Raw genomic sequence first — 19,069 nt, forward strand, 5'->3', positions numbered from 1 at the left:
GATTTAATACTTAAAAAATTTTAGAAAAGATGTCCCTTTGGTTCATCTTCATTTGTTATACAGATATAGTTTTCTTTTTAATCAGAGGGGGTGCCTAAATCTTTGAATGAGGAAATCGAATATAGAATTAAACGGGTCCAAGCTGGCGAGATCCAGGATTACGCCTACATTGTGAAGGAGCATCAGCGTCAGATTTTTGTGTATTGCTGGCGGCTGTTAGGAAGTGAGCATGAAGCAGAAGAAGCCGTGCAGGATATTTTGGTCAAAGCTTTTGAGAAAATTAATATGTACAAGCCGACTATGGGGTTTTCTTCCTGGTTGTATAAAATGGCTTATCATCACTGCCTGAACCTGATTCGCCGGAAGAATCTGCAGCGCAAATTTAGAATTAATTTGTTTACCTCAACTAACATGACTTCAGACAGCGCCGCGCAGGTTATGGAACGTCAGCTTTTCAGTGAACCGCTAAGCCGGGCATTGGGCCAACTGAATGCAGAAGAACGAAACCTGCTGGTGCTACGCATTTTTGAAGAAAAATCGTTTGGAGAAATCGGGGAAATTATGAACAAAAGCGAGGAAGCTATCAAGAAAAAATACGGCAGAACAAAAACAAAGCTCAAAAAAATGATGGAGCCCATAAAGGAGGACCCAAAATGCGTGAATTACAAGACAGAACTCAGGAACAAGGTCTGAAATACACCGACCTGAAAGACAAAGGCTTTAAAAATATGGACTTGTTGACGGAGCCAGAGAACGCCTTAAAAATACAAGCCTTTGACGTCTCTGACAAAGTGATGGAACAGGTCTACCAAAAGGCGAAACCCAAAAAGGGACTCATCGTAAAAATGCGTCTTCAACCGCGCATCACCGCTCCTATTATGATCTTACTTTTTGTATTAGGCGCCTCTGTGACTGGGTACGCCGCTTCGCAATATCTGGAATTACGTAACGGCAAAGGCGATGTCGTATTAAATACCGCCAAAACACCTGCCGAAACGGACGCTTCCCAAACGTATACAACCACCTACACACAGTGGAACGAAAAGGTGAGAGACCGTCTACAGCCTGGAGAGTATGCCGCCTATTACGTTAAGGACGATTCTATGAATCCAAGAAATTCGTCTAATCCTGTCCTGTTTGCATACAAACCGACTGAACTTTCTAGCTTCAGCAGTCTGCAGGATGAAATCAAGCGTACAGAAGCCCCACTATTCCACAATCCTACTCATCTGCCGAATGGCTACCGATTTGATTTCGGATACCTCTATCCAGTCGCTGCATATCCTGGGATGATGAACAAAGAGGAATATCGGGCTTTAACGGATAAACTGATGCAACAGGCCAAGGCCGCACCGAAAGGTGAAAATCTGTTTATTCAAAAGCTGAGCTGGGGCAAGTCAGACTTCACCTTTGCCCGGTATGCAAGAGGAAATGACTATGTAAACATCACCGTCACCAAGTACGCTCCCGAAGTCACAAAGACGACCGTGATGCAAAATGAACAGGATTCGGCTGAGGAACTGATGATCAAAGGAACCAAGGCCTATTACATCAGGGCAAGCGAAACAAGCACGCCCTTGGAGGTAGGGAAAAATCGACTGGGATGGCTCGATGAAAAAAGGCGTTTACACTACAACATATCTGATAACCAGGACAGCCCGCTGAGCAAAGAAGACCTGGTAAAAATAGCCGAGGATTTGCTTAACGGTTCACCGCAATAGCTATAAAGGAAAAGCTTTGAAGAGAGACCATCCTTTTTTAAGAGTGGTCTCTTTTTGGAGATTAGTCCTTATACCTTTTCCTCACAAACTATTACGGCATGTTCCACAATCTTTTTACCTCAACTAATTCCTGATCATTGAATTCCATTCTGTATACGTCTGGTTTGGATGTGTGTAGTAAAAAATTCAAATCGTACTGCTTGTCATAATACCCCATCATTAAAGTCATCACAGCTCCATGAGTGCCTAATGCGACTTTCCGTCCTCGGTAGATTTTTAACAATTCCTTTAAGACCGTTATACTTCGGTTCTGACAAACTGCATTAGACTCTCCTCCCGTTAAAGAAAAGTTGGGATCAGAAAATGACTTATCTAACAAAGGGAATAATTCATCATCGGGCATTCGGTTGTCTTCACTAGAAAAAATTCTTTCTTTAAGATCCTCGAATATTAAAACTTCTTGTCCTGAGCATTGAGCTAATTCTTGAATGGTTAGGATTGCCCGTTGATATGGACTTGAAACGAAAACCTCGTTCCCCTCTCCTCTTAATAATTCAGTTATTTGAAAAGCATCTGACTTGCCTTTATCAGTCAAACCTCTTGTTCTTTCATTTCCTTCCGTCTTCGGTGATTCGCCATGTCTCACCATGTAAATGAAAGTTTTCATAGTATCCTCCATGAAGAGCTGATGAATTTTTATTACATGATATTCGTGACTCACTACCAAGTCACCTTTTGCTAGGATAGTTTTCTCTTGTTTCTTATTGCATAAGTCTTTCTTGAAGGTGACGTTACGTCATTTGCTATACTGACTGAGAACGACATGCTAGAGCAATCAATTGGATGTGAGCAATGAATGGACAAAGAGAACTGTCTGACGACAGGACAGCTTGCCAAACGTACAGGGATAACAGTCAGGACATTGCGATATTACGATCAAATTGGACTTCTGAGTCCAGGAGGTCACCGCACTGGATCCATAAGACTGTACAACATGAAGGATATGGAAAGATTACAGCGGATTCAGATGTTGAAGTATCTAGGGTTATCGCTTCAAAAAATAATGGACATTTTAGATGCAGAATCGCCATCCAACGGAGAGATCAGACATTCGTTGCAAGCACAACTCGATGTTTTACAAAAGAAAATTGCCCATACGGAGCACGTAGTGCATGCAATACGAGATGCTATGGAAATGTCGGCCTTTGGCTCCGATTGGAACCATTTGGCGGATGTTATCCAAACCGTGCAGAGTGAGCAAAATTGGGGGGAGCAATATCGGACGGCGAACCGTCTGCAAACGCGGATACATCTTTACGACAAGTACAGTACGAATCCCCAGGTCTGAAAAGAACGTCAACTACATGAATGAAATTGCTCTTCAAGTTTACGAGGCTGGTCACATGCCGGTGCTGGGAGAGTGGTATGCTTTGCCCCTTATCGCGACAGCCGGTTCCACTGCTCTGGGAGATGAGACCTTTAACAAAATCTTTCACCCGTCTTCCATTCGCCTGCTTGATTACTGTAACGCCGTGCTTCGGGTTGGAGGACCCTCTCAGGGTGCCGATGAAATGGTAAGGGTGGCGAAAGAGAAAGGATTGTTGATTTACGAACGGCTCGACGAACTTCCGTTGGTGTGATATATCCTCTTTGACCAGACCAAAGACAACTTGCTCTGGGCCTCCTCCAGATCACCCGAAGAATCTCTCAATCAACTGAGACACTAAGGGAATTGCGCAAATGTTTAACATCACTCATCGGTGGACGCCCAAACATGCGTCCATATTCCCGGCTGAACTGCGAAGGGCTCTCATAGCCGACGCGAAAGCCTGCATCGACGGCTTCCAATCCCTCCGAGAGCAGTAAGCGGCGTGCAGTCTGCAGTCGAATGGCCTTCTGATACTGCAGAGGACTTATAGCCGTTACCTTTTTAAAATGCTTGTGTAAGGAAGAAGGGCTCATGTTTACTTCCTTCGCCAATTCTTCAATCACAAGAGGCTTAGAGTAATCGCGGGTTATCAGATGGATCGCTTGGGAGATGCTATGTGCATAGCTACCAACTACGGCAAATTGCCTGATTAAAGCCCCCTGCTCACCTTGTAATACACGATAAAGGATCTCGTGCGTGATAAGCGGCGCAAGAAACTGAATATCCGCAGGCGTACCCGAAAGTCTGACAAGCCGAAGCAGCGCATCAAGCAGCAGAGGGTCAAATTGGCTCACTAGTATGCCGCGTCCAGTCTTTACGGTACCTTGAGGAGGACTCTTCTTGATAATGTCCAAAATGACGTCTGGAGTAATGGATAATTGAAGACTTAGATAAGGAAGCTCCGACGAGGCTTGAGTTATTTTACCAATTACGGGAAGTTGAACTGATGTGACCATGTAGGTTGTTGGATCGTACACATAGTTTTCTCCAGCCAGCATTGCTGTCTTTGAGCCTTGTGCAACCACGTACAGGGAGGGCATATGGACCGTATGATTCAGCTCGGACACATGGCTTGCACGTCTGAAATAAAGTCCTGGCACAGACGAGACAAACGTACCATCCGAAGACGCATGTTGATCAATTAGATGAATCAGTTCTTGTAGATTCGTAGAAATATCAGAGGGGGGCGGAGACGAAATCATTCATGCTTCACCTTCCTTTCCGTTGAACGCTAATATTGATGTGCTAATTATATGCGCGCCGAATAGGATTAGGCAAGAATTGGACTTGATCGGTCTACCTGTCTCAATCGAATTCTACTTAAAATTTACTTGCAAGGCCAACAGAGGGCCTAAGGCAAATAGATCAAAGGAAGAAGGATTGGGCTATGCATTTGGAAGGAAGAATAGAGAACAAAGTCGTCGTGATTACAGGTGCAAGCAGCGGAATTGGAGAAGCAACAGCACTGTTGCTTGCCGAGCGTGGAGCAAAAGTCGTGCTTGGAGCGCGCGGAGCGGAGCGCCTTGAAGCGCTAGCGACACGCATTTCCAATGGAGGTGGCGAAGCTGTTTATGCACGCACTGACGTGAGACGGCGCGAGGATCTGTGCAATCTCGTTAATTTAGCTTGCGAACGGTACGGGAAGCTGGATGTTCTCGTCAGCAACGCTGGCGTTATGCCTATTTCCCCTCTCGAAGATCTGTGTGTCGAGGACTGGGAGGACATGATTGATGTCAACATTAAAGGCGTTTTGTACGGTATAGCCGCAGCGTTGCCTATCTTTCGCAAGCAGGGTTCCGGACATTTCGTGAACATCGCTTCTGTAGCAGGACATAAGACTGTGCCGAACCAGTCGGTCTACTCCGGTACGAAGTTCGCCGTGCGCGCCATCTCAGAGGGATTGCGCCAGGAGGCTGGCGACAAGCTGCGCGTGACCATCATTTCGCCTGGTATTGTGCAGACGAATTTCACGGAGGGTATGACCAATCCAGCATTGAGAGATCAACTCGCTGCCATTCGGGATAAACTAGCCATGACACCTGACGCGATAGCCCGTGCAATTGGATTCGCAATTGAACAACCGGCCGATATTGATGTGAACGAAATCGTAATCCGTCCAACCGCACAAATGTAATATAAATAGATAGGGCCACCTCCTCTTGTGAGTGCGTCCCTATCTATTTAGCATAAAGCTTTACCATGGAAGCTGTTCATCCATGTAATAGAATCCGCCCGTTGGACCATCCTCCGAGAGGGTCGCCAGTCGGACCGCCGTTTTCGCTCCATCCTCCACCGACAGCTCTGCCTTTTCCCCGCCCATCTGCGTTTTAACCAAGCCGGGGTAGCAATCCGCTGCACCAGTTCATTGGACAACTGGAACTGAATAGAGCCTATAGTGCTGCTTTCTTTTCTGTCTGGCTTCATCCTATCATATTGGGAACGGTCGTTAAGTAATTATTTCCACCCCAAGGATTGCAAAATTTTGTATTGTTAAGCAAGCATTTTAGCGGTGGGGGCTTCCCACCGCTTGGTGTTGTTGCTTATTCGACTTTAAAATATATCGTAAGATTCCTGTACAGTAGTGGGATGATCCAGTTACCAGCCATGCAAAAATTAACGATGAAGCGGTTCTTTTTCGCCCAGACCCAGCACCTCCGTTGTGGAATTGTAAATTTCTTGGTAAAGCTCTGGGTTTTCCGCTAGTGACACCCCATAAGAAGGAATCATCTCTTTGATTTTTGGTTCCCACTCTTCCATATGTTGTGGGAAGCATTTTTCCAATACTTCCAGCATAACGTGAACAGCAGTAGAAGCACCCGGAGAAGCGCCGAGCAGTGCAGCTACCGAACCATCAGCGGCACTAACCACTTCCGTACCAAATTGAAGTGTTCCTTTTCCACCCTCCGTATCTTTGATCACCTGCACACGTTGGCCTGCTACCACGATCCCCCAGTCCTCGATTTTGGCGTTCGGAATAAACTCGCGTAATTCTTCCAGACGCTTTTCATTCGATAACATCACTTGCTGGATCAGATATTTAGTCAATGCCATCTCTTTTGCGCCTGCGGCCAACATCGTAATGAGATTATTAGGTTTTACAGAACCGATCAAATCCAAATTTGAGCCCGTTTTCAAGAACTTCGGTGAGAAGCCGGCAAACGGTCCAAATAGCAGTGCTTTTTGGTTACCGATATATCTTGTATCCAGATGCGGAACAGACATGGGAGGAGCACCAACCTTAGCTTTACCATATACTTTTGCATGATGCTGGGCGACAACCTTAGGATTGTTACATACCATAAATAGTCCACTTACCGGGAATCCCCCGATATATTTGGACTCAGGAATACCGGTTCTTTGTAGCAAAGGTAGACTTCCACCCCCACCACCGATAAAGACAAATTTGGCATTATGGTGTTCGATTTTACCGTTATCCAGATTATGGACCTTGACCTTCCACGAGCCGTCGCTCACACGTTTAATATCCTTTACACTATGTTTGTAATTAATCTCGACGTTTTTACTTTTTAAATGCTCAAACAACATGCGTGTTAAAGCACCGAAGTTGACATCTGTTCCAGAGTCGATTTTGGTTGCCGCGATGGGTTCATTCAATGTACGGCCTTCCATAATCAGCGGAATCCATTCCTTCAGCTTTTCAGGGTCGTCGGAAAATTCCATGCCTTGAAACAGAGAAATAGTTGAAAGCGCTTTAAACCTTTTTTTCAAAAAAGATACATTTTTCTCTCCTGTTACCAAACTCATATGAGGTATTGGTTTGATAAAGTCCTGTGGATTACGAATCAAATTGCTGTTTACAAGAAAAGACCAAAACTGTCTTGAAAGCTGAAACTGCTCATTAATGTCTACAGCTTTACGAATATCTATAGATCCGTCAGCCTTCTCGGATGTATAGTTCAGTTCGCACAGTGCAGCATGGCCTGTACCTGCATTATTCCATTCGTTAGAGCTTTCTTCTCCCGCGTTTGCGAGTTTCTCAAACACTTGAATTTCCCACTCCGGTGCTAACTCTTTCAGCAATGATCCCAGAGTCGCGCTCATGACTCCGGCACCAATTAAGATAATGTCTGTTTTTTTCTGAATGCTATTCATAAAAACCTTCCTTATCTCTTATATTTGCAAAAAAGAGCAGGCCCTCCTGCTTAGGTGATACAAGAAGCAAGGCTCCACTCAGGAACATATCTTTTCTGTCTCTATTATAACTAAAATATAATCTTTTAAAAATTATATTGTCTATTATCTGATAATTATAAATCATTTCTGCTAAAAAGTGAGAATTTTCTTTGCAGAAATAATAAGAATGGATCTCAACACGCTGTATTATTTGGGCTTCACTTACTAGCAGTCATAACAGACACCAAAAAAGCGTTTAGAAGCAAATGATATAGAGTACAATATTTCCAATGATTTAATCAATAGTCCATGTATATGAATAATTCGGTAAAATATGTCTTTACGGGATAGACCCTAATAAATACTTCATTATGATATTCAAAACGGTCTGTTGTTGATTCTCCCAATCATAATCGGAGTTATTCATAATAAACGATTGAAAAGGGAGTTGCTCAATAATTTGTAATTCTAGCTCTCGTCGATGTTCAAGGAACTGAATATATCCCTCATATCCGTAAAGCCCCTTGTTCTTTCCATAATCTTGCTCGGTATGGTACCAAATCGCGAAATCTAACCATTCTTGAGATCTCATTGTTTTAACACGCTCAATCGTCTCATGCACATTCGGTTGCTTCAAATAGAACAAAATTGGATTTAACTCCTGAATTTGCTCCGCAATCTGTAATACATGCTGAGTAAAACGATCTTCTCCAGCATCATGCCGGGCAAGTAATGCACACCCTGGGTTCTGTAAAAAACAGCATTCGAGTATTATCAACTTTTCTTTTTCTCGCTGATCTTTAACAAAAGACTTCCAACGTTGAATCATCAACTCGCAGTGCTTTTCTACGGGTACTCCATCGTAAATTTCATAACGCTGGATTTCCTCATACAAACTAGAAGGGATTCCATTTGGAGCTGATTGCTGCGCAAGTGCATATGCGATTAAAGAGTCGTTGCCATTCACAGATACAAACGGATCAATGTAATGAAACACCTCAGAATAGATAGATCGGAGCCGATCAAGTTCTTCGTTCGGCATACATGCAACCGATTCATAATCAGCGGGATGTCGTAAGTTCCCTTCTAAAAATAATTCCGATTCTATTTGATGTGTGTTTAACATGTCATGTATGTGTCTAGATAATGTGGATTTGCCAGAGCCAGGTAGCTTAGGAACCTTCCCATATCTATACATTCTTAGAAAACCAATAAAAAGCACTGGGTCCTGAGGACTGACCCAATGCTTTTAGTAGATGGCTATCTTCTAGTTACTTAATAATTACGTATTCCAGGTTAACCAGTTTTGCATAAGTAACAATTTGGTCTGTGGTTAGATTCAAGGAAACCACGGTATGGTGACCGCCGCCGTTCTCAATCCATGCTTTAACCCCATCTTGGAAGTTTGGCTTCACATTCCACAGTACACGGGCCACTGGAAGATTTGGAGCAGGAACTGTCGGTTCAAATGCAGTAACCTCATTGATCAACAGTTTATAATGCGTGCCAAAGTCAGCCATGGAAACAACTACACCGTCTCCTGCCTTGCCGTCAAACACCAGACGAGCTGGATCTTCACGATCGCCGATACCTAACGGAGAAACGATGATTTTAGGCTTGTTGCTTGCCAACGTTGGGTCAACTTCAAGCATATGGGATTGAAGTATCGATTCCTGACCAGCCGCTAATTCATAGGTGTAGTCTTCCATAAAGCCAGTGGATTGGTTATGGCTCATGACTTTAAGCAGACGATCGAGCGCTGCAGTCTTCCAATCTCCTTCACCGGCGAAGCCGTATCCTTGTGCCATCAAACGTTGAACGGCAAGACCAGGAAGTTGTTTCATACCATAGAGGTCTTCGAAGTTCGTAGTGAAGGCAGTATAGCCGCCATGATCCAGGAACCGTTTAAGGGCAATTTCATAGCTTGCTTGCACTCTTACGCTGGCTTCCCAAGCTTCCTTGCTGTAAGTACCATAATCAAGTTCATAGAGTTCGGAGTATTCCGCGAACAAAGCATCGATCTCTTCTTCTTTCACAGCATTGACGTACTGAACAAGGTCGCCAATTCCGAAGTAGTCAACGGTCCATCCAAATTGAATTTGAGCTTCGACCTTATCGCCTTCTGTAACGCCAACGTTACGCATGTTGTCGCCAAAGCGGGCAACTTTGATATTGAAGCTTTCGTTATAAGCAACCGCTACATCCATCCACTCTGCGATTTGCTTTTGCACTTCTGCGCGTTCCCAGTAACCTACGACCACTTTATTCTGTTTCTTCAGGCGAGCATTGATAAATCCATATTCACGGTCACCATGAGCTGCCTGATTGAGGTTCATGAAGTCCATATCAATCGTAGCCCAAGGAATGCTTTCATTATACTGTGTAGCCAAATGAAGTAGCGGCTTTTGCAGCAATTTAGTACCACGAATCCACATTTTTGCAGGTGAGAAGGTATGCATCCAAGTGATGACACCAGCAACCTCGTCACGATAGTTGACTTCTTTCATGAGATTGGTGATTTTGTCTGCACTAACCGCCAGATCCTGCAATACAAGCGGATAAGGCAGAACGCCACTCTTATTTAAGGCATCGGTCATTTCTTGTGCGTGTGCTTTAACTTCTGCTAATGCTTCTTCTCCATACAGATGTTGTGAACCTACGACAAACCAGAACTGTTTTGTACCTACTGTTGACATCATTCATCCTCTTCTCTTCGTTTGTTAGTTTAGTTCGTCTTATTTTTGGCCGTAGTAAGCGTCTTTCCCATGTTTGCGCAAATAGTGTTTATCTAGAATGCGCTGCGGCAATTCTTCGGCAAAATGATTCAATTCTCGTGCGAATAAATTCATTTTCGAAACTTCTTCCAACACGACGCTATTCATGACTGCCGATTTTGCATCTTTGCCCCAAGTGAAGGGAGCATGACCCTTAAGCAGAACACCCGGCACTGCTAAAATATCCAGCCCGCGCTGCTCAAAAGTTTCGATGATGACACGGCCGGTTTCCGCTTCGTAACCACGATCAATCTCCTCTTGTGTCAAGAAACGGGCACAAGGAACAGAACCATAGAAGGTGTCTGCATGAGTAGTCCCCATTACAGGTACATCCAAGCCTGCTTGAGCCCAAATGGTCGCCCAAGTCGAATGCGTGTGTACAATACCGCCGATCTCTGCATAATGCTTATAAAGTACGGCGTGAGTCGGTGTATCTGACGAAGGTCTCATCTCTCCTTCAACAACATTACCGTCAAAATCAACAACCACCATATCGCTAGGTTTCATCGTGTCATAGCTAACACCACTAGGTTTGATAACGAATAAGCTGCTTTCACGATCAACAGCGCTTACGTTACCCCAGGTGTATTTCACGAGTCCATGTTTAGGCAAATCCAGATTGGCTTGATATACTTCTTCTTTCAGTTGCTCTAACACGTCAATTCCTCCAGTTTTCCACTAGATTATCTACAGCAGCCTGTTCAATCGCCAGGCCTTGTGTGTAGCGTTCCATGAATGCTTCAAATCCCTTAACGTCGGAACTGTCGGGAGAAATTTCTTGCCCCTCAGCATCTCTAAATACTTTTTGGTCGAGGAAGTCTTCCAGACTTTCTTGTTGATCCTTGTTCATCATGTAAGAAGCCAGAATAGCAATCCCCCACGCCCCACCTTCTCCAGCTGTTGACATCACTGATACCGGGACATTCATGGCAGCCGCAACAATTTTTTGTCCGACGATAGGGGTTTTAAATAAACCACCGTGAGCCAGAATGCTGTCAATTGCGACATTTTCTTTCTTTGTCAAAATATCCATTCCGATTTTCAAAGCAGCAAACGCAGTGAAAAGATGAGTCCGCATGAAATTGGCCAAATTGAAATGGCTTTCAGGAGAGCGGACAAACAATGGCCGGCCTTTCTCTATTCCGGTGATATTCTCCCCTGACAAATAGCCATAGCTGAGTAAACCGCCGCCATCTGGATCTGCTTCCAAAGCCTTGTTCAGCAGCACACTGAACAATTGATTCGGATCCGCCTTTTGCCCCATTGCCTCAGAGAATTCTCGGAACAATCCCAGCCAAGCATTGATATCACTTGAACAGTTGTTGGCATGAACCATTCCGACCGGATTACCATTCGGTGTAGTCACCAGATCAATTTCCGGATATACCGCTGAAAGGTCCTTCTCTAATACAAGCATGGCAAAAACCGAGGTTCCCACAGAGACATTGCCCGTCCGTTTTCTCACACTATTCGTAGCGACCATCCCTGTTCCCGCATCACCTTCTGGAGGACAAAGCGGAATACCTGGTTGTAAATCTTCGGATTTATCTAAGATTTTAGCTCCCGCGGCGGTTAGTACACCTGCCTGCTCGCCTGAAATATAAACTTTAGGGAGAATTCCTTCTAGCTTCCAATCGTAACCTTTGGCTGCAATGAGTTCATCGAACTGCTTAACCATCGATTCGTTATAATCATGTGTAGTCTCATCAATTGGGAATATGCCCGAAGCATCCCCGACGCCAATAGCCTTATTGCCAGTCAGCAGCCAGTGAATATATCCAGCTAACGTCGTCATAAAATCAATCTGAGGGACATGTTGCTCTTCGTTCAATATAGCTTGATACAGGTGAGCAATACTCCATCGCTCAGGAATGTTGAATTGGAATTTATCAGTTAAAACTTTTGCTGCGGCACTGGTTGTCGCATTCCGCCAAGTCCGGAACGGAACAAGCAACTCGCCCTTGCTGTCAAAAGCCATATAGCCGTGCATCATTGCAGAGAATCCTATAGAACCAACGGTACGAAGGGTAATCCCATATTTTCGTTCAACCTCTTGCTTCATTTCACTATAAGCCTCTTGCAGACCCGTAATAATACTCTCTAAGTTGTACGTCCAATAACCGTCCACCAAGAGATTTTCCCACTCATAGCTTCCAGATGCGATGGTTTCAAAATGATGATCAATCAGCACTGCCTTGATACGTGTGGATCCAAATTCGATACCAAGTGAGGTTTCTCCCTTAGTAATCGCTTGTTTAATGTCTTGATCCATGCTCACGTTACTCCTCTCTCTGAACAACTGTTATAATCGCAATAATTGAAAGAAGGCGCTTTCTTTAATTTACAACCTTAGTATATTTTTTGTTCGTACATTTGTCAACGTGAATACATAGTTATACCTACAAATATTCTCATGAACCCATTATTAGTGCTACAGCGAGCCGTTGACCGAGGAGAGGTGTCAGACGATTGCTGAGATTGTGGACGAAGTATTCTTGCCACTTGTGTTAAAGCGGTGATTAGCAATTCCGCCCTTTGAAAAGCATATTATACAAATGCCTACCATTGTTTTTTAATGTTTTTTCAGTTTTTGATAATAGGAATTTGTATTTATGAATGTAGGTTGAGCAAGATAAAATCTGCTCAACCTTTTTTCGCCTTTTAGGTTTATTAGGTGTGTGACAATAACGTAATATGGGCTTCAAGCAGCTTCTGATATAAAACATCGTTGGCAAACCCAGGACCGCATCTCCTTCGGGTACAACTTGCCCCACTTGGCCTTTAGTATTTATACATGTTAGGCTATCGATTATAATAGTTCATAATTATGCTAAGATATGTACATACAAATATTATGGGTAGGTAAATTAGTATTAGGACAACCAGGAAAGAAGGAATAAAGTGAAACCAAAGTATCAGGTCATCCTTGAGGATATAAAGAGCAACATTCTATCAGGAGCATACAGCGTAGGAGAACAAATTCCAACGGAATCGGCTTTGCAGGATATGTATAAAGTTAGCCGCCAGACGGTACGTAAGGCAATTTTAGAACTATCCAACGAGGGTTTTTTAAGAAGTGAAAAAGGATCGGGCACTTATGTCAGTAACCAATTTCGATCAAAAAACGGCGGGAATTCCAGTAATAAAACCATCGGAGTCATCACAACCTACATTTCCGATTACATCTTCCCTTCTATTATTCGCGGGATTGAAGCCAGATTAAATGAAGATAATTATTCATTGCTATTAGCTAGTACAAATAATGATGTCGCACAGGAAAAGAAAGCTTTGGAGATGATGTTGTCCTTTGGTGTGGATGGCTTGATTATTGAGCCTACGAAGAGCAATCTATATAATCCCAATATCTCTTACTATCTGACGTTCAAGGAGCAGGATGTTCCGTTCATCATGATTAATGCTTATTATGAAGAGTTGGAGGTTCCATTCTTTTGTCTCGATGACGTACAATCCAGCTATCTGGCAACAAAAGAATTGATTGCTAACGGACACACACACATTGGTATTATTGCCAAAATGGACGATTTACAAGGGAAGCATCGAATGAAGGGCTATATCAAGGCGCTTGGAGAAGCCAAATTACGGTTTTACCCAGAGCAAGTGCTCTCATTCTATACAGAGACGAAGCAAGACCTGTCCACCAACTTAAAAAAATTCCTAACCGAACAAAGAGACGGGTTATCCGCAATTGTCTGCTATAACGACGAGGTAGGATTAGAAGTTGTACATGTATGCAGACAACTTGGTATATCTGTTCCTGAAGACATATCCATTATTGGTCAAGATAATTCCTATATTTCCAAGAATGCAAACATCAAACTAACGACATTAACACACCCACAGGAACAAATGGGACGTGATGCCGCCGATTGGGTTATCAAGAAACTGCAAGGGAAGAAAGATCTACGCAACCACACCTATTATCAACCTGTGTTAATTGAAGGAGAGACGGTAAAGAAGAAACTGAAGTGAAGGGGTCCAACATTCATTGTGAACAATCAAATGGACACACCCAAAAACGATATTACCATTGAACACTAGGCACCTAGTGCCTAATTGTCATATGACACTTTGAAGTGACTGGTATGGGTCGGTGACGAAATGTAACTTGTTGGTATGACAAGTCCTTTGCCATACTTGGTTTTGCCGGACGCTATGAGGCAAAAATACATTTCAAGGAGAAATCATTCATGAAAAAAATGATTCACACCAATCTCGTGGTTCTACTGTTATCTGCTACGATAACTACCGCCTGTATGGCACCCAACGGCGCGTCAGTTGTCGCACCCGTTAACGCACCAGTTGCATCTGAAAAGGCTAGCTTGGAGGGGCCGCGAAATGCCAAGGAACTAGAAGCTTTTGCAGATGGTGTTTTTGCGGACAAGATGAAGAAGTTTAATACAGTTGGTTCTAACTTTGTGGTCGTCACGGGTGGGAAAGTGTTGCTAAGCAAAGGTTACGGTTATGCCGACAGGGAAAAAAGAATTCCTGTTGATAAAAATACCGTTTTCCAAATCGGCTCTGTTACAAAGTCATTCACTGCATTGGCAGCTATGCAGTTGGTCGATAAGGGGAAAATGGATTTAAAACACGATATCCAAGAGTATTTAGGAGGAATAAAGGTTCCGAATAAAACAGGAAAAAAACTGACGATGTTTGATCTACTTACATATTCAAGTGGATTTGATGAACCAGATATTCTCATGGAAATGCATCCAGAATACGCGGACAAATATTTTCCAATGAAGAAGTACATTGCATCAAATATGCCAACTGTTGTCAGGCCTCCAGGAGAAGCGTACACTTATGACAATTTTGGTTTCATGCTAGCCGGATATGCAGTAGCAAACGTAACGGGCATGTCATATTCCCGATATATGGAAAAGAATATTTTCAAACCGTTAGGCATGACTTCGACGAGTGTGCGGTTTACCCCCCAATTGTTAAGCAGAATGGCTGCTCACTATGGACCAACAGGTGAATTGATACCCTTGGACGGGTTTAAACCAACGGAAAAACCTGAAGGCGGTATGGTTTCAACAGCAGATGACATGGCGAAGTACCTCATGATGCACCTGAACAAAGGCAAGTACAAAGGTAAAGAAGTGGTGAGTCCAAAGAGCATAGAGCAAATGCACACGTACCAATTATTCCCTGACAAGGAGTTCCCGGTTACAACAATTGGATTCGAAGGCTACTTTAAAGAGAAGATGAATAATCAGCATGTGATTCTAAAAGGAGGAAATGTTACAGGGCATTCTTCCTTGGTTGTTATTCTGCCTGAGAAGAATACAGCGATGTATATGTCCTACAATAACGACTCCATGATGAGTCTTGACGTGTATGAAGAATTTATGAATCATTATTATCCGAGAAAATCAGAAGTTCCAAAGTCAACCTACGCGGCAATAAGTGAGCAGCAGGCCCAAAACTACGTGGGATTATACCAAAATACGCGTATCGCTGCCTTAAGGACGAAGGTTTCGTATTCGGACGGGAAATTAATAATGGAGACAGGAACATCAGGCAAACATACACTAAAAATGATCCACCCTTTATTATTTGAAGATGAATCAGGTAATAAATTGACGTTTAATAAAAATGAAGCAGGCCATATTGCATATTTGTATTACATGCAGCTCCCAGACCTCGTTGCTTATGCGCAAAAAATAAACATTGATTCACCATTTTCTGATGTACCTGCGGACAGTAAATATATTTCATATATAAACAATCTTAATGCTTTGAAAGTTATGAGCGGAAAGTCAGCCAACCTCTTCGATCCGAAAGGAACGATGACTCAGGGAGAATTCTCAGAAGTGCTGCTGCGCGCCCATGGGTGGTATAAACAACCCTTCATGATTGAACCGAATAAGAAGCAGATGATGGCCGGACTACGTAATTATCAGCCTAATTCTCCTATCACTAGACAAATGGCGGCGGTAATGATCGAGAACCTGAAACAGGTTGAGCCTGGAACTAAGGTTAAATTGAGTGGCGAAACGGATGCTTGGGCAGTTAAAGCAGTCACAGCTCTTGTTTCCCAAGGTATCATGGACCCGGATACCAAGATCAACTCAGACGGCTCCATAAACTTCCGCTCGAAACAGCTTTTGAAGCGTCAAGAAGCCAGTGCCTTGTTAGATCAAGCATTTAATTACTATACGTTGCCAATCAGTCACTAATTCAAAAGGTTAACCAGAAAAAGTAAGATAATGATACTTTATATAAGGTTTCCTGAACCCCCGATCAAACTGGGGGTTTTCTTGTACAATAAGAAACAAGCGGCTGCTGATGCTGCCGCTTGTTTCTTAGTTTTCTCCATATCCAACGGAAATCCGCATACAGCCGTAAGGTTTATTCCAGAAGCCCTGCCTCCCGGGCTTTTTGCACCGCTTCCTCCCGGTTGCGAACCCCCAGCTTCAGATAGACCGATGACGCATAGTTTCTAACCGTACCATCAGATAAATACAATTTGGAGGCAATGGTTTTATATCGCAGTCCTTTCGACACGGACTGTAAAATTTCAAGCTCCCGTGGAGTTAAGTCATAGGTCGCGGCCACTTTGGTTGTCGACGGATCTTCCCCACTCTTGTCTGCTTCCAGCTGTGCAAACAATTTGTGCGACATCTCCTGATCGATCAGCGTGCCTCCGCGATAGACCGTGCGTATTGTTTCGGCGAGTTCTACCGGCTTCATCGACTTCAATAAGTATCCGTCCGCTCCGCTTCGCAGCGCTTCCAGAGCCTGTCCAGTATCTTCGAACGTGGTGAGAATCAAGATGCGGATGTGGGGCCACGTTTGTTTTATGGTACGGGATGCGGAGATTCCGTCCAGGTTCGGCATGTCCAAATCCATGAGCACCAGCTGAGGCTGAACCTGCCTGCACAGTTCGATGGCTTGCTCGCCATCTTCTGCCACCCCTACGACTTGCAAATCTTGCTGCTCCTCCAGAAGAGTCCGCAGACTTTCACGGATAAAAGGCTGGTCATCGACGACCAACAGACGGATGACTTCATCCTTAAGCTCCGTTTGCCGTGGTAGGGTGCAGGTAACGAGGGTGCCTTCGCCCGGTTGGGTATAGACGCCAACATGACCTTGCAAATTCATTGCTCGCTCTTTCATGGCGTTCAACCCGAAGCCATCTCGTCCATGTTCCATCCCGCGGCCGTTATCCTGAATTTCGAGCCTCGTCTGCTGAGGCTCGAATTGCACCAAAACCGTAATCTCCGTCGAGTGTCCATGACGCACGGCATTCGTCAATGATTCTTGCAAGCAGCGATACAGCGCTATCTTCGCTTGCTTCGTTACAGGGTATTCCTCCCCGAAGGCCTGGAAACGAACCGACACCTTAGCATGCTCTTGAAACTCCTCTGCCAGCTTCCGCAAAGACTGAAGCAGTGGGAGTTCTTCATGCGGCGATTCGATTTGATGCACATAGCCTCTCACTTCGTCCATATTCTGGCGGGCCAGGTTCAATAGGGAATCGAGCCGTTTCGTTCCTGTATCCGTCTCTAGCTCAGGGCGCAAGGTTTCCAATCCCATAATGAGGGAAGTGTAGGCATGACCGACAGTATCATGAAGCTCTTTGGAGAGCCGATTCCGCTCTTCGGCCAGCGTGATGTGCTCGATTTGGGACAAGTACTGCTCCAGCACCGCATTTTGCTCGCGTATAATTTCGCTTTGACGATGATTGACCATCAATAAATGGAAGGAAAATCCGAATGCATAAGCCGTCCCGAATTGAATGGTCATAACCCAAAAATCAGTCTGCTCTACAAGCAGCTTAATTATAGCGGGTAGGAGCAATACCGATAAAGGACCTGACCAAAGATATGTTCTTTGTTTGCTGTTAGCGGCAATTAAAAATGGATACAACAGGAATGTGAGGTAGGCTTCCGGAAAAAACGAAGCTAAATACAAGCACAGCCCGCCCGGGATCACAATCTCGGTAAGCAGGTAGTATCTATAATTAAGCTGCAAGCACAGCCAGGGAACGGAAAAAGCAATAAGCTGCCAAAACACAAGAACCCCAAGCGGCAGCGTGAAATGAGACTGCCGCTCTATGATAGTGAGCAGGAGAGAAGTACTGCAAATCAAGCGAATCATAAGCATGAACCAGTCGTACCAGAACCACTGCTTTACCATATCGAACAAAACCATCAACCCCTAAGAACTATCAGTATGACATTACGTAACTATTATAGAGCAGAACATCATCCAACAATACTTTTAAATCCAGACCGGGACATTTCGGTTAACGGTTCACACTCTTGATCATAAGACGGGTGTAGCCGCCTAGCATACGCGTCAAGCTGTTCGCAAGCCTATAGCTCACCATAGTGAATACGACTCCTGAGGCCGAAACCAGCATGGATTTTATCACAGTATCTACAAGCAAACCCATAAAATAATAATTAAATAACGGAAAGAGGAGCGGGGTCGCAATCATCGCGAGTGGAGTTATATAAAGCAAGGCCGCACTAATGAGGCTAAAAATCCCCACCGGGAGCTTCAGCATCAGCCAGCCGATAGCGATCCAGTTGCGCCGATTTAGCAGCTCCTTCCTTGCTTGAAGCCAGATAGAGGCATCGGTGTTTATTGGTCTAACGTAAAGCTCTGTGGTAATATCCGTATAGATCTTGGTCTGTGTGCGTTCAAATTGCAGGAAGACGTATGTAGTTCGCAAAATGCGAGTAATCAGAGGAACGCCCGCGACGGTAAACGAAAGACTCAAGCCTAATGTAAGAGCGACCAGATAAAAGCAAAAGTAAAACAATCCGGTAGCGAAAGTAAGCAGTAGGAAATAGCCATTTTGAATAAAGCTGACGACGGTTTTTGTCATCAAAGAGCCCACATCCTTTACAAGTAGTAGTCGTATCCTACGGCTCTTGATGTCAAATCTACCAGTGCCATAATGTCATATGACACAAGGCGAAAGCGGTCTGCAAACCTAATGAGGAAAAACAACTGGTTCTTCGCCATTTTTTAAA

At 44.1% G+C, this 19,069-nt stretch carries 17 protein-coding genes; 7 read left to right on the forward strand and 10 right to left on the reverse strand.

Features of this window, described 5'->3' with window-relative positions:
- Nucleotides 1–102 precede the first annotated feature (102 nt).
- Both AOU00_RS12330 and AOU00_RS12335 read left to right on the forward strand, forming a co-directional pair.
- A complete protein-coding gene (locus AOU00_RS12330; protein ID WP_061829755.1) occupies nt 103–693 on the forward strand; it encodes an RNA polymerase sigma factor in 591 nt (196 codons plus the stop codon).
- Nucleotides 654–1,721 (forward strand): DUF4367 domain-containing protein, encoded by a 1,068-nt coding sequence (locus AOU00_RS12335; protein ID WP_069290727.1) that lies wholly within the window; start codon nt 654–656, stop codon nt 1,719–1,721. Before AOU00_RS12330 ends, AOU00_RS12335 begins: the two co-directional genes overlap by 40 nt.
- 91 nt (nt 1,722–1,812) lie before the next feature.
- Here the strand turns inward: AOU00_RS12335 and AOU00_RS12340 are convergent, their stop codons facing one another.
- Nucleotides 1,813–2,388 carry a histidine phosphatase family protein gene (locus AOU00_RS12340; RefSeq protein ID WP_069292041.1) on the reverse strand — a complete coding sequence of 192 codons (576 nt, stop codon included), beginning with the start codon at nt 2,386–2,388 and terminating at the stop codon, nt 1,813–1,815.
- A gap of 189 nt (nt 2,389–2,577) precedes the next feature.
- Here AOU00_RS12340 and AOU00_RS25830 point away from each other — a divergent pair, with 189 nt between their 5' ends.
- Nucleotides 2,578–3,069 (forward strand): MerR family transcriptional regulator, encoded by a 492-nt coding sequence (locus tag AOU00_RS25830; RefSeq protein WP_081330706.1) that lies wholly within the window; start codon nt 2,578–2,580, stop codon nt 3,067–3,069.
- A gap of 61 nt (nt 3,070–3,130) precedes the next feature.
- Complete coding sequence (locus AOU00_RS12345; RefSeq protein ID WP_216637470.1) at nt 3,131–3,361, forward strand: hypothetical protein; 231 nt, start codon at nt 3,131–3,133, stop codon at nt 3,359–3,361.
- A gap of 67 nt (nt 3,362–3,428) precedes the next feature.
- Here the strand turns inward: AOU00_RS12345 and AOU00_RS12350 are convergent, their stop codons facing one another.
- On the reverse strand, nt 3,429–4,352 hold the full coding sequence (locus tag AOU00_RS12350) for an AraC family transcriptional regulator (RefSeq protein WP_061829750.1): 924 nt from the start codon (nt 4,350–4,352) through the stop codon (nt 3,429–3,431).
- Between the two features lie 185 nt (nt 4,353–4,537).
- On the opposite strand from AOU00_RS12350, the gene AOU00_RS12355 reads away from it, so the two are divergent.
- A complete protein-coding gene (locus tag AOU00_RS12355; protein ID WP_061829749.1) occupies nt 4,538–5,284 on the forward strand; it encodes an SDR family oxidoreductase in 747 nt (248 codons plus the stop codon).
- A 60-nt stretch (nt 5,285–5,344) separates the two neighbouring features.
- Here the strand turns inward: AOU00_RS12355 and AOU00_RS27465 are convergent, their stop codons facing one another.
- The 6 genes from AOU00_RS27465 to AOU00_RS12380 all read right to left on the reverse strand — a co-directional run bounded on the left by AOU00_RS27465 (nt 5,345) and on the right by AOU00_RS12380 (nt 12,330).
- Nucleotides 5,345–5,470: a hypothetical protein gene (locus tag AOU00_RS27465; RefSeq protein WP_257785378.1), complete on the reverse strand. Its 126-nt coding sequence runs from the start codon at nt 5,468–5,470 to the stop codon at nt 5,345–5,347.
- 293 nt (nt 5,471–5,763) lie between these two features.
- A complete protein-coding gene (locus tag AOU00_RS12360) occupies nt 5,764–7,263 on the reverse strand; it encodes a malate:quinone oxidoreductase (protein ID WP_061829748.1) in 1,500 nt (499 codons plus the stop codon).
- 361 nt (nt 7,264–7,624) lie between these two features.
- Nucleotides 7,625–8,281 carry a P-loop NTPase family protein gene (locus tag AOU00_RS12365; RefSeq protein WP_237166367.1) on the reverse strand — a complete coding sequence of 219 codons (657 nt, stop codon included), beginning with the start codon at nt 8,279–8,281 and terminating at the stop codon, nt 7,625–7,627.
- A 274-nt stretch (nt 8,282–8,555) separates the two neighbouring features.
- Complete coding sequence (gene araA, locus AOU00_RS12370) at nt 8,556–9,980, reverse strand: L-arabinose isomerase (protein ID WP_069290728.1); 1,425 nt, start codon at nt 9,978–9,980, stop codon at nt 8,556–8,558.
- Nucleotides 9,981–10,019: 39 nt separating this feature from the next.
- Complete coding sequence (locus AOU00_RS12375) at nt 10,020–10,715, reverse strand: L-ribulose-5-phosphate 4-epimerase (protein WP_069290729.1); 696 nt, start codon at nt 10,713–10,715, stop codon at nt 10,020–10,022.
- A gap of 1 nt (nt 10,716) precedes the next feature.
- A complete protein-coding gene (locus tag AOU00_RS12380; RefSeq protein WP_061829744.1) occupies nt 10,717–12,330 on the reverse strand; it encodes a xylulokinase in 1,614 nt (537 codons plus the stop codon).
- 629 nt (nt 12,331–12,959) lie between these two features.
- On the opposite strand from AOU00_RS12380, the gene AOU00_RS12385 reads away from it, so the two are divergent.
- Both AOU00_RS12385 and AOU00_RS12390 read left to right on the forward strand, forming a co-directional pair.
- Nucleotides 12,960–14,048 carry a GntR family transcriptional regulator gene (locus AOU00_RS12385; RefSeq protein ID WP_061829743.1) on the forward strand — a complete coding sequence of 363 codons (1,089 nt, stop codon included), beginning with the start codon at nt 12,960–12,962 and terminating at the stop codon, nt 14,046–14,048.
- A 218-nt stretch (nt 14,049–14,266) separates the two neighbouring features.
- Complete coding sequence (locus tag AOU00_RS12390) at nt 14,267–16,261, forward strand: serine hydrolase domain-containing protein (RefSeq protein WP_069290730.1); 1,995 nt, start codon at nt 14,267–14,269, stop codon at nt 16,259–16,261.
- 172 nt (nt 16,262–16,433) lie between these two features.
- Here the strand turns inward: AOU00_RS12390 and AOU00_RS12395 are convergent, their stop codons facing one another.
- Nucleotides 16,434–18,233: a helix-turn-helix transcriptional regulator gene (locus AOU00_RS12395; RefSeq protein ID WP_069290731.1), complete on the reverse strand. Its 1,800-nt coding sequence runs from the start codon at nt 18,231–18,233 to the stop codon at nt 16,434–16,436.
- Between the two features lie 100 nt (nt 18,234–18,333).
- Nucleotides 18,334–18,921: a sensor domain-containing protein gene (locus AOU00_RS12400; RefSeq protein ID WP_061829740.1), complete on the reverse strand. Its 588-nt coding sequence runs from the start codon at nt 18,919–18,921 to the stop codon at nt 18,334–18,336.
- Between the last annotated feature and the right edge of the window lie 148 nt (nt 18,922–19,069).

This window comes from Paenibacillus polymyxa, from assembly GCF_001719045.1.
Lineage (GTDB): Bacteria > Bacillota > Bacilli > Paenibacillales > Paenibacillaceae > Paenibacillus > Paenibacillus polymyxa_B.

Bases quoted from the DNA above. Each gene is read 5' to 3' on its own strand.
- AOU00_RS12335 (WP_069290727.1), top strand. From the start codon at position 654: ATGCGTGAATTACAAGACAGAACTCAGGAACAAGGTCTGAAATACACC.
- AOU00_RS12340 (WP_069292041.1), bottom strand. From the start codon at position 2,388: ATGAAAACTTTCATTTACATGGTGAGACATGGCGAATCACCGAAGACG.
- AOU00_RS25830 (WP_081330706.1), top strand. From the start codon at position 2,578: ATGGACAAAGAGAACTGTCTGACGACAGGACAGCTTGCCAAACGTACA.
- AOU00_RS12350 (WP_061829750.1), bottom strand. From the start codon at position 4,352: ATGATTTCGTCTCCGCCCCCCTCTGATATTTCTACGAATCTACAAGAA.
- AOU00_RS12355 (WP_061829749.1), top strand. From the start codon at position 4,538: ATGCATTTGGAAGGAAGAATAGAGAACAAAGTCGTCGTGATTACAGGT.
- AOU00_RS27465 (WP_257785378.1), bottom strand. From the start codon at position 5,470: ATGGGCGGGGAAAAGGCAGAGCTGTCGGTGGAGGATGGAGCGAAAACG.
- AOU00_RS12360 (WP_061829748.1), bottom strand. From the start codon at position 7,263: ATGAATAGCATTCAGAAAAAAACAGACATTATCTTAATTGGTGCCGGA.
- araA (WP_069290728.1), bottom strand. From the start codon at position 9,980: ATGTCAACAGTAGGTACAAAACAGTTCTGGTTTGTCGTAGGTTCACAA.
- AOU00_RS12380 (WP_061829744.1), bottom strand. From the start codon at position 12,330: ATGGATCAAGACATTAAACAAGCGATTACTAAGGGAGAAACCTCACTT.
- AOU00_RS12390 (WP_069290730.1), top strand. From the start codon at position 14,267: ATGAAAAAAATGATTCACACCAATCTCGTGGTTCTACTGTTATCTGCT.
- AOU00_RS12400 (WP_061829740.1), bottom strand. From the start codon at position 18,921: ATGACAAAAACCGTCGTCAGCTTTATTCAAAATGGCTATTTCCTACTG.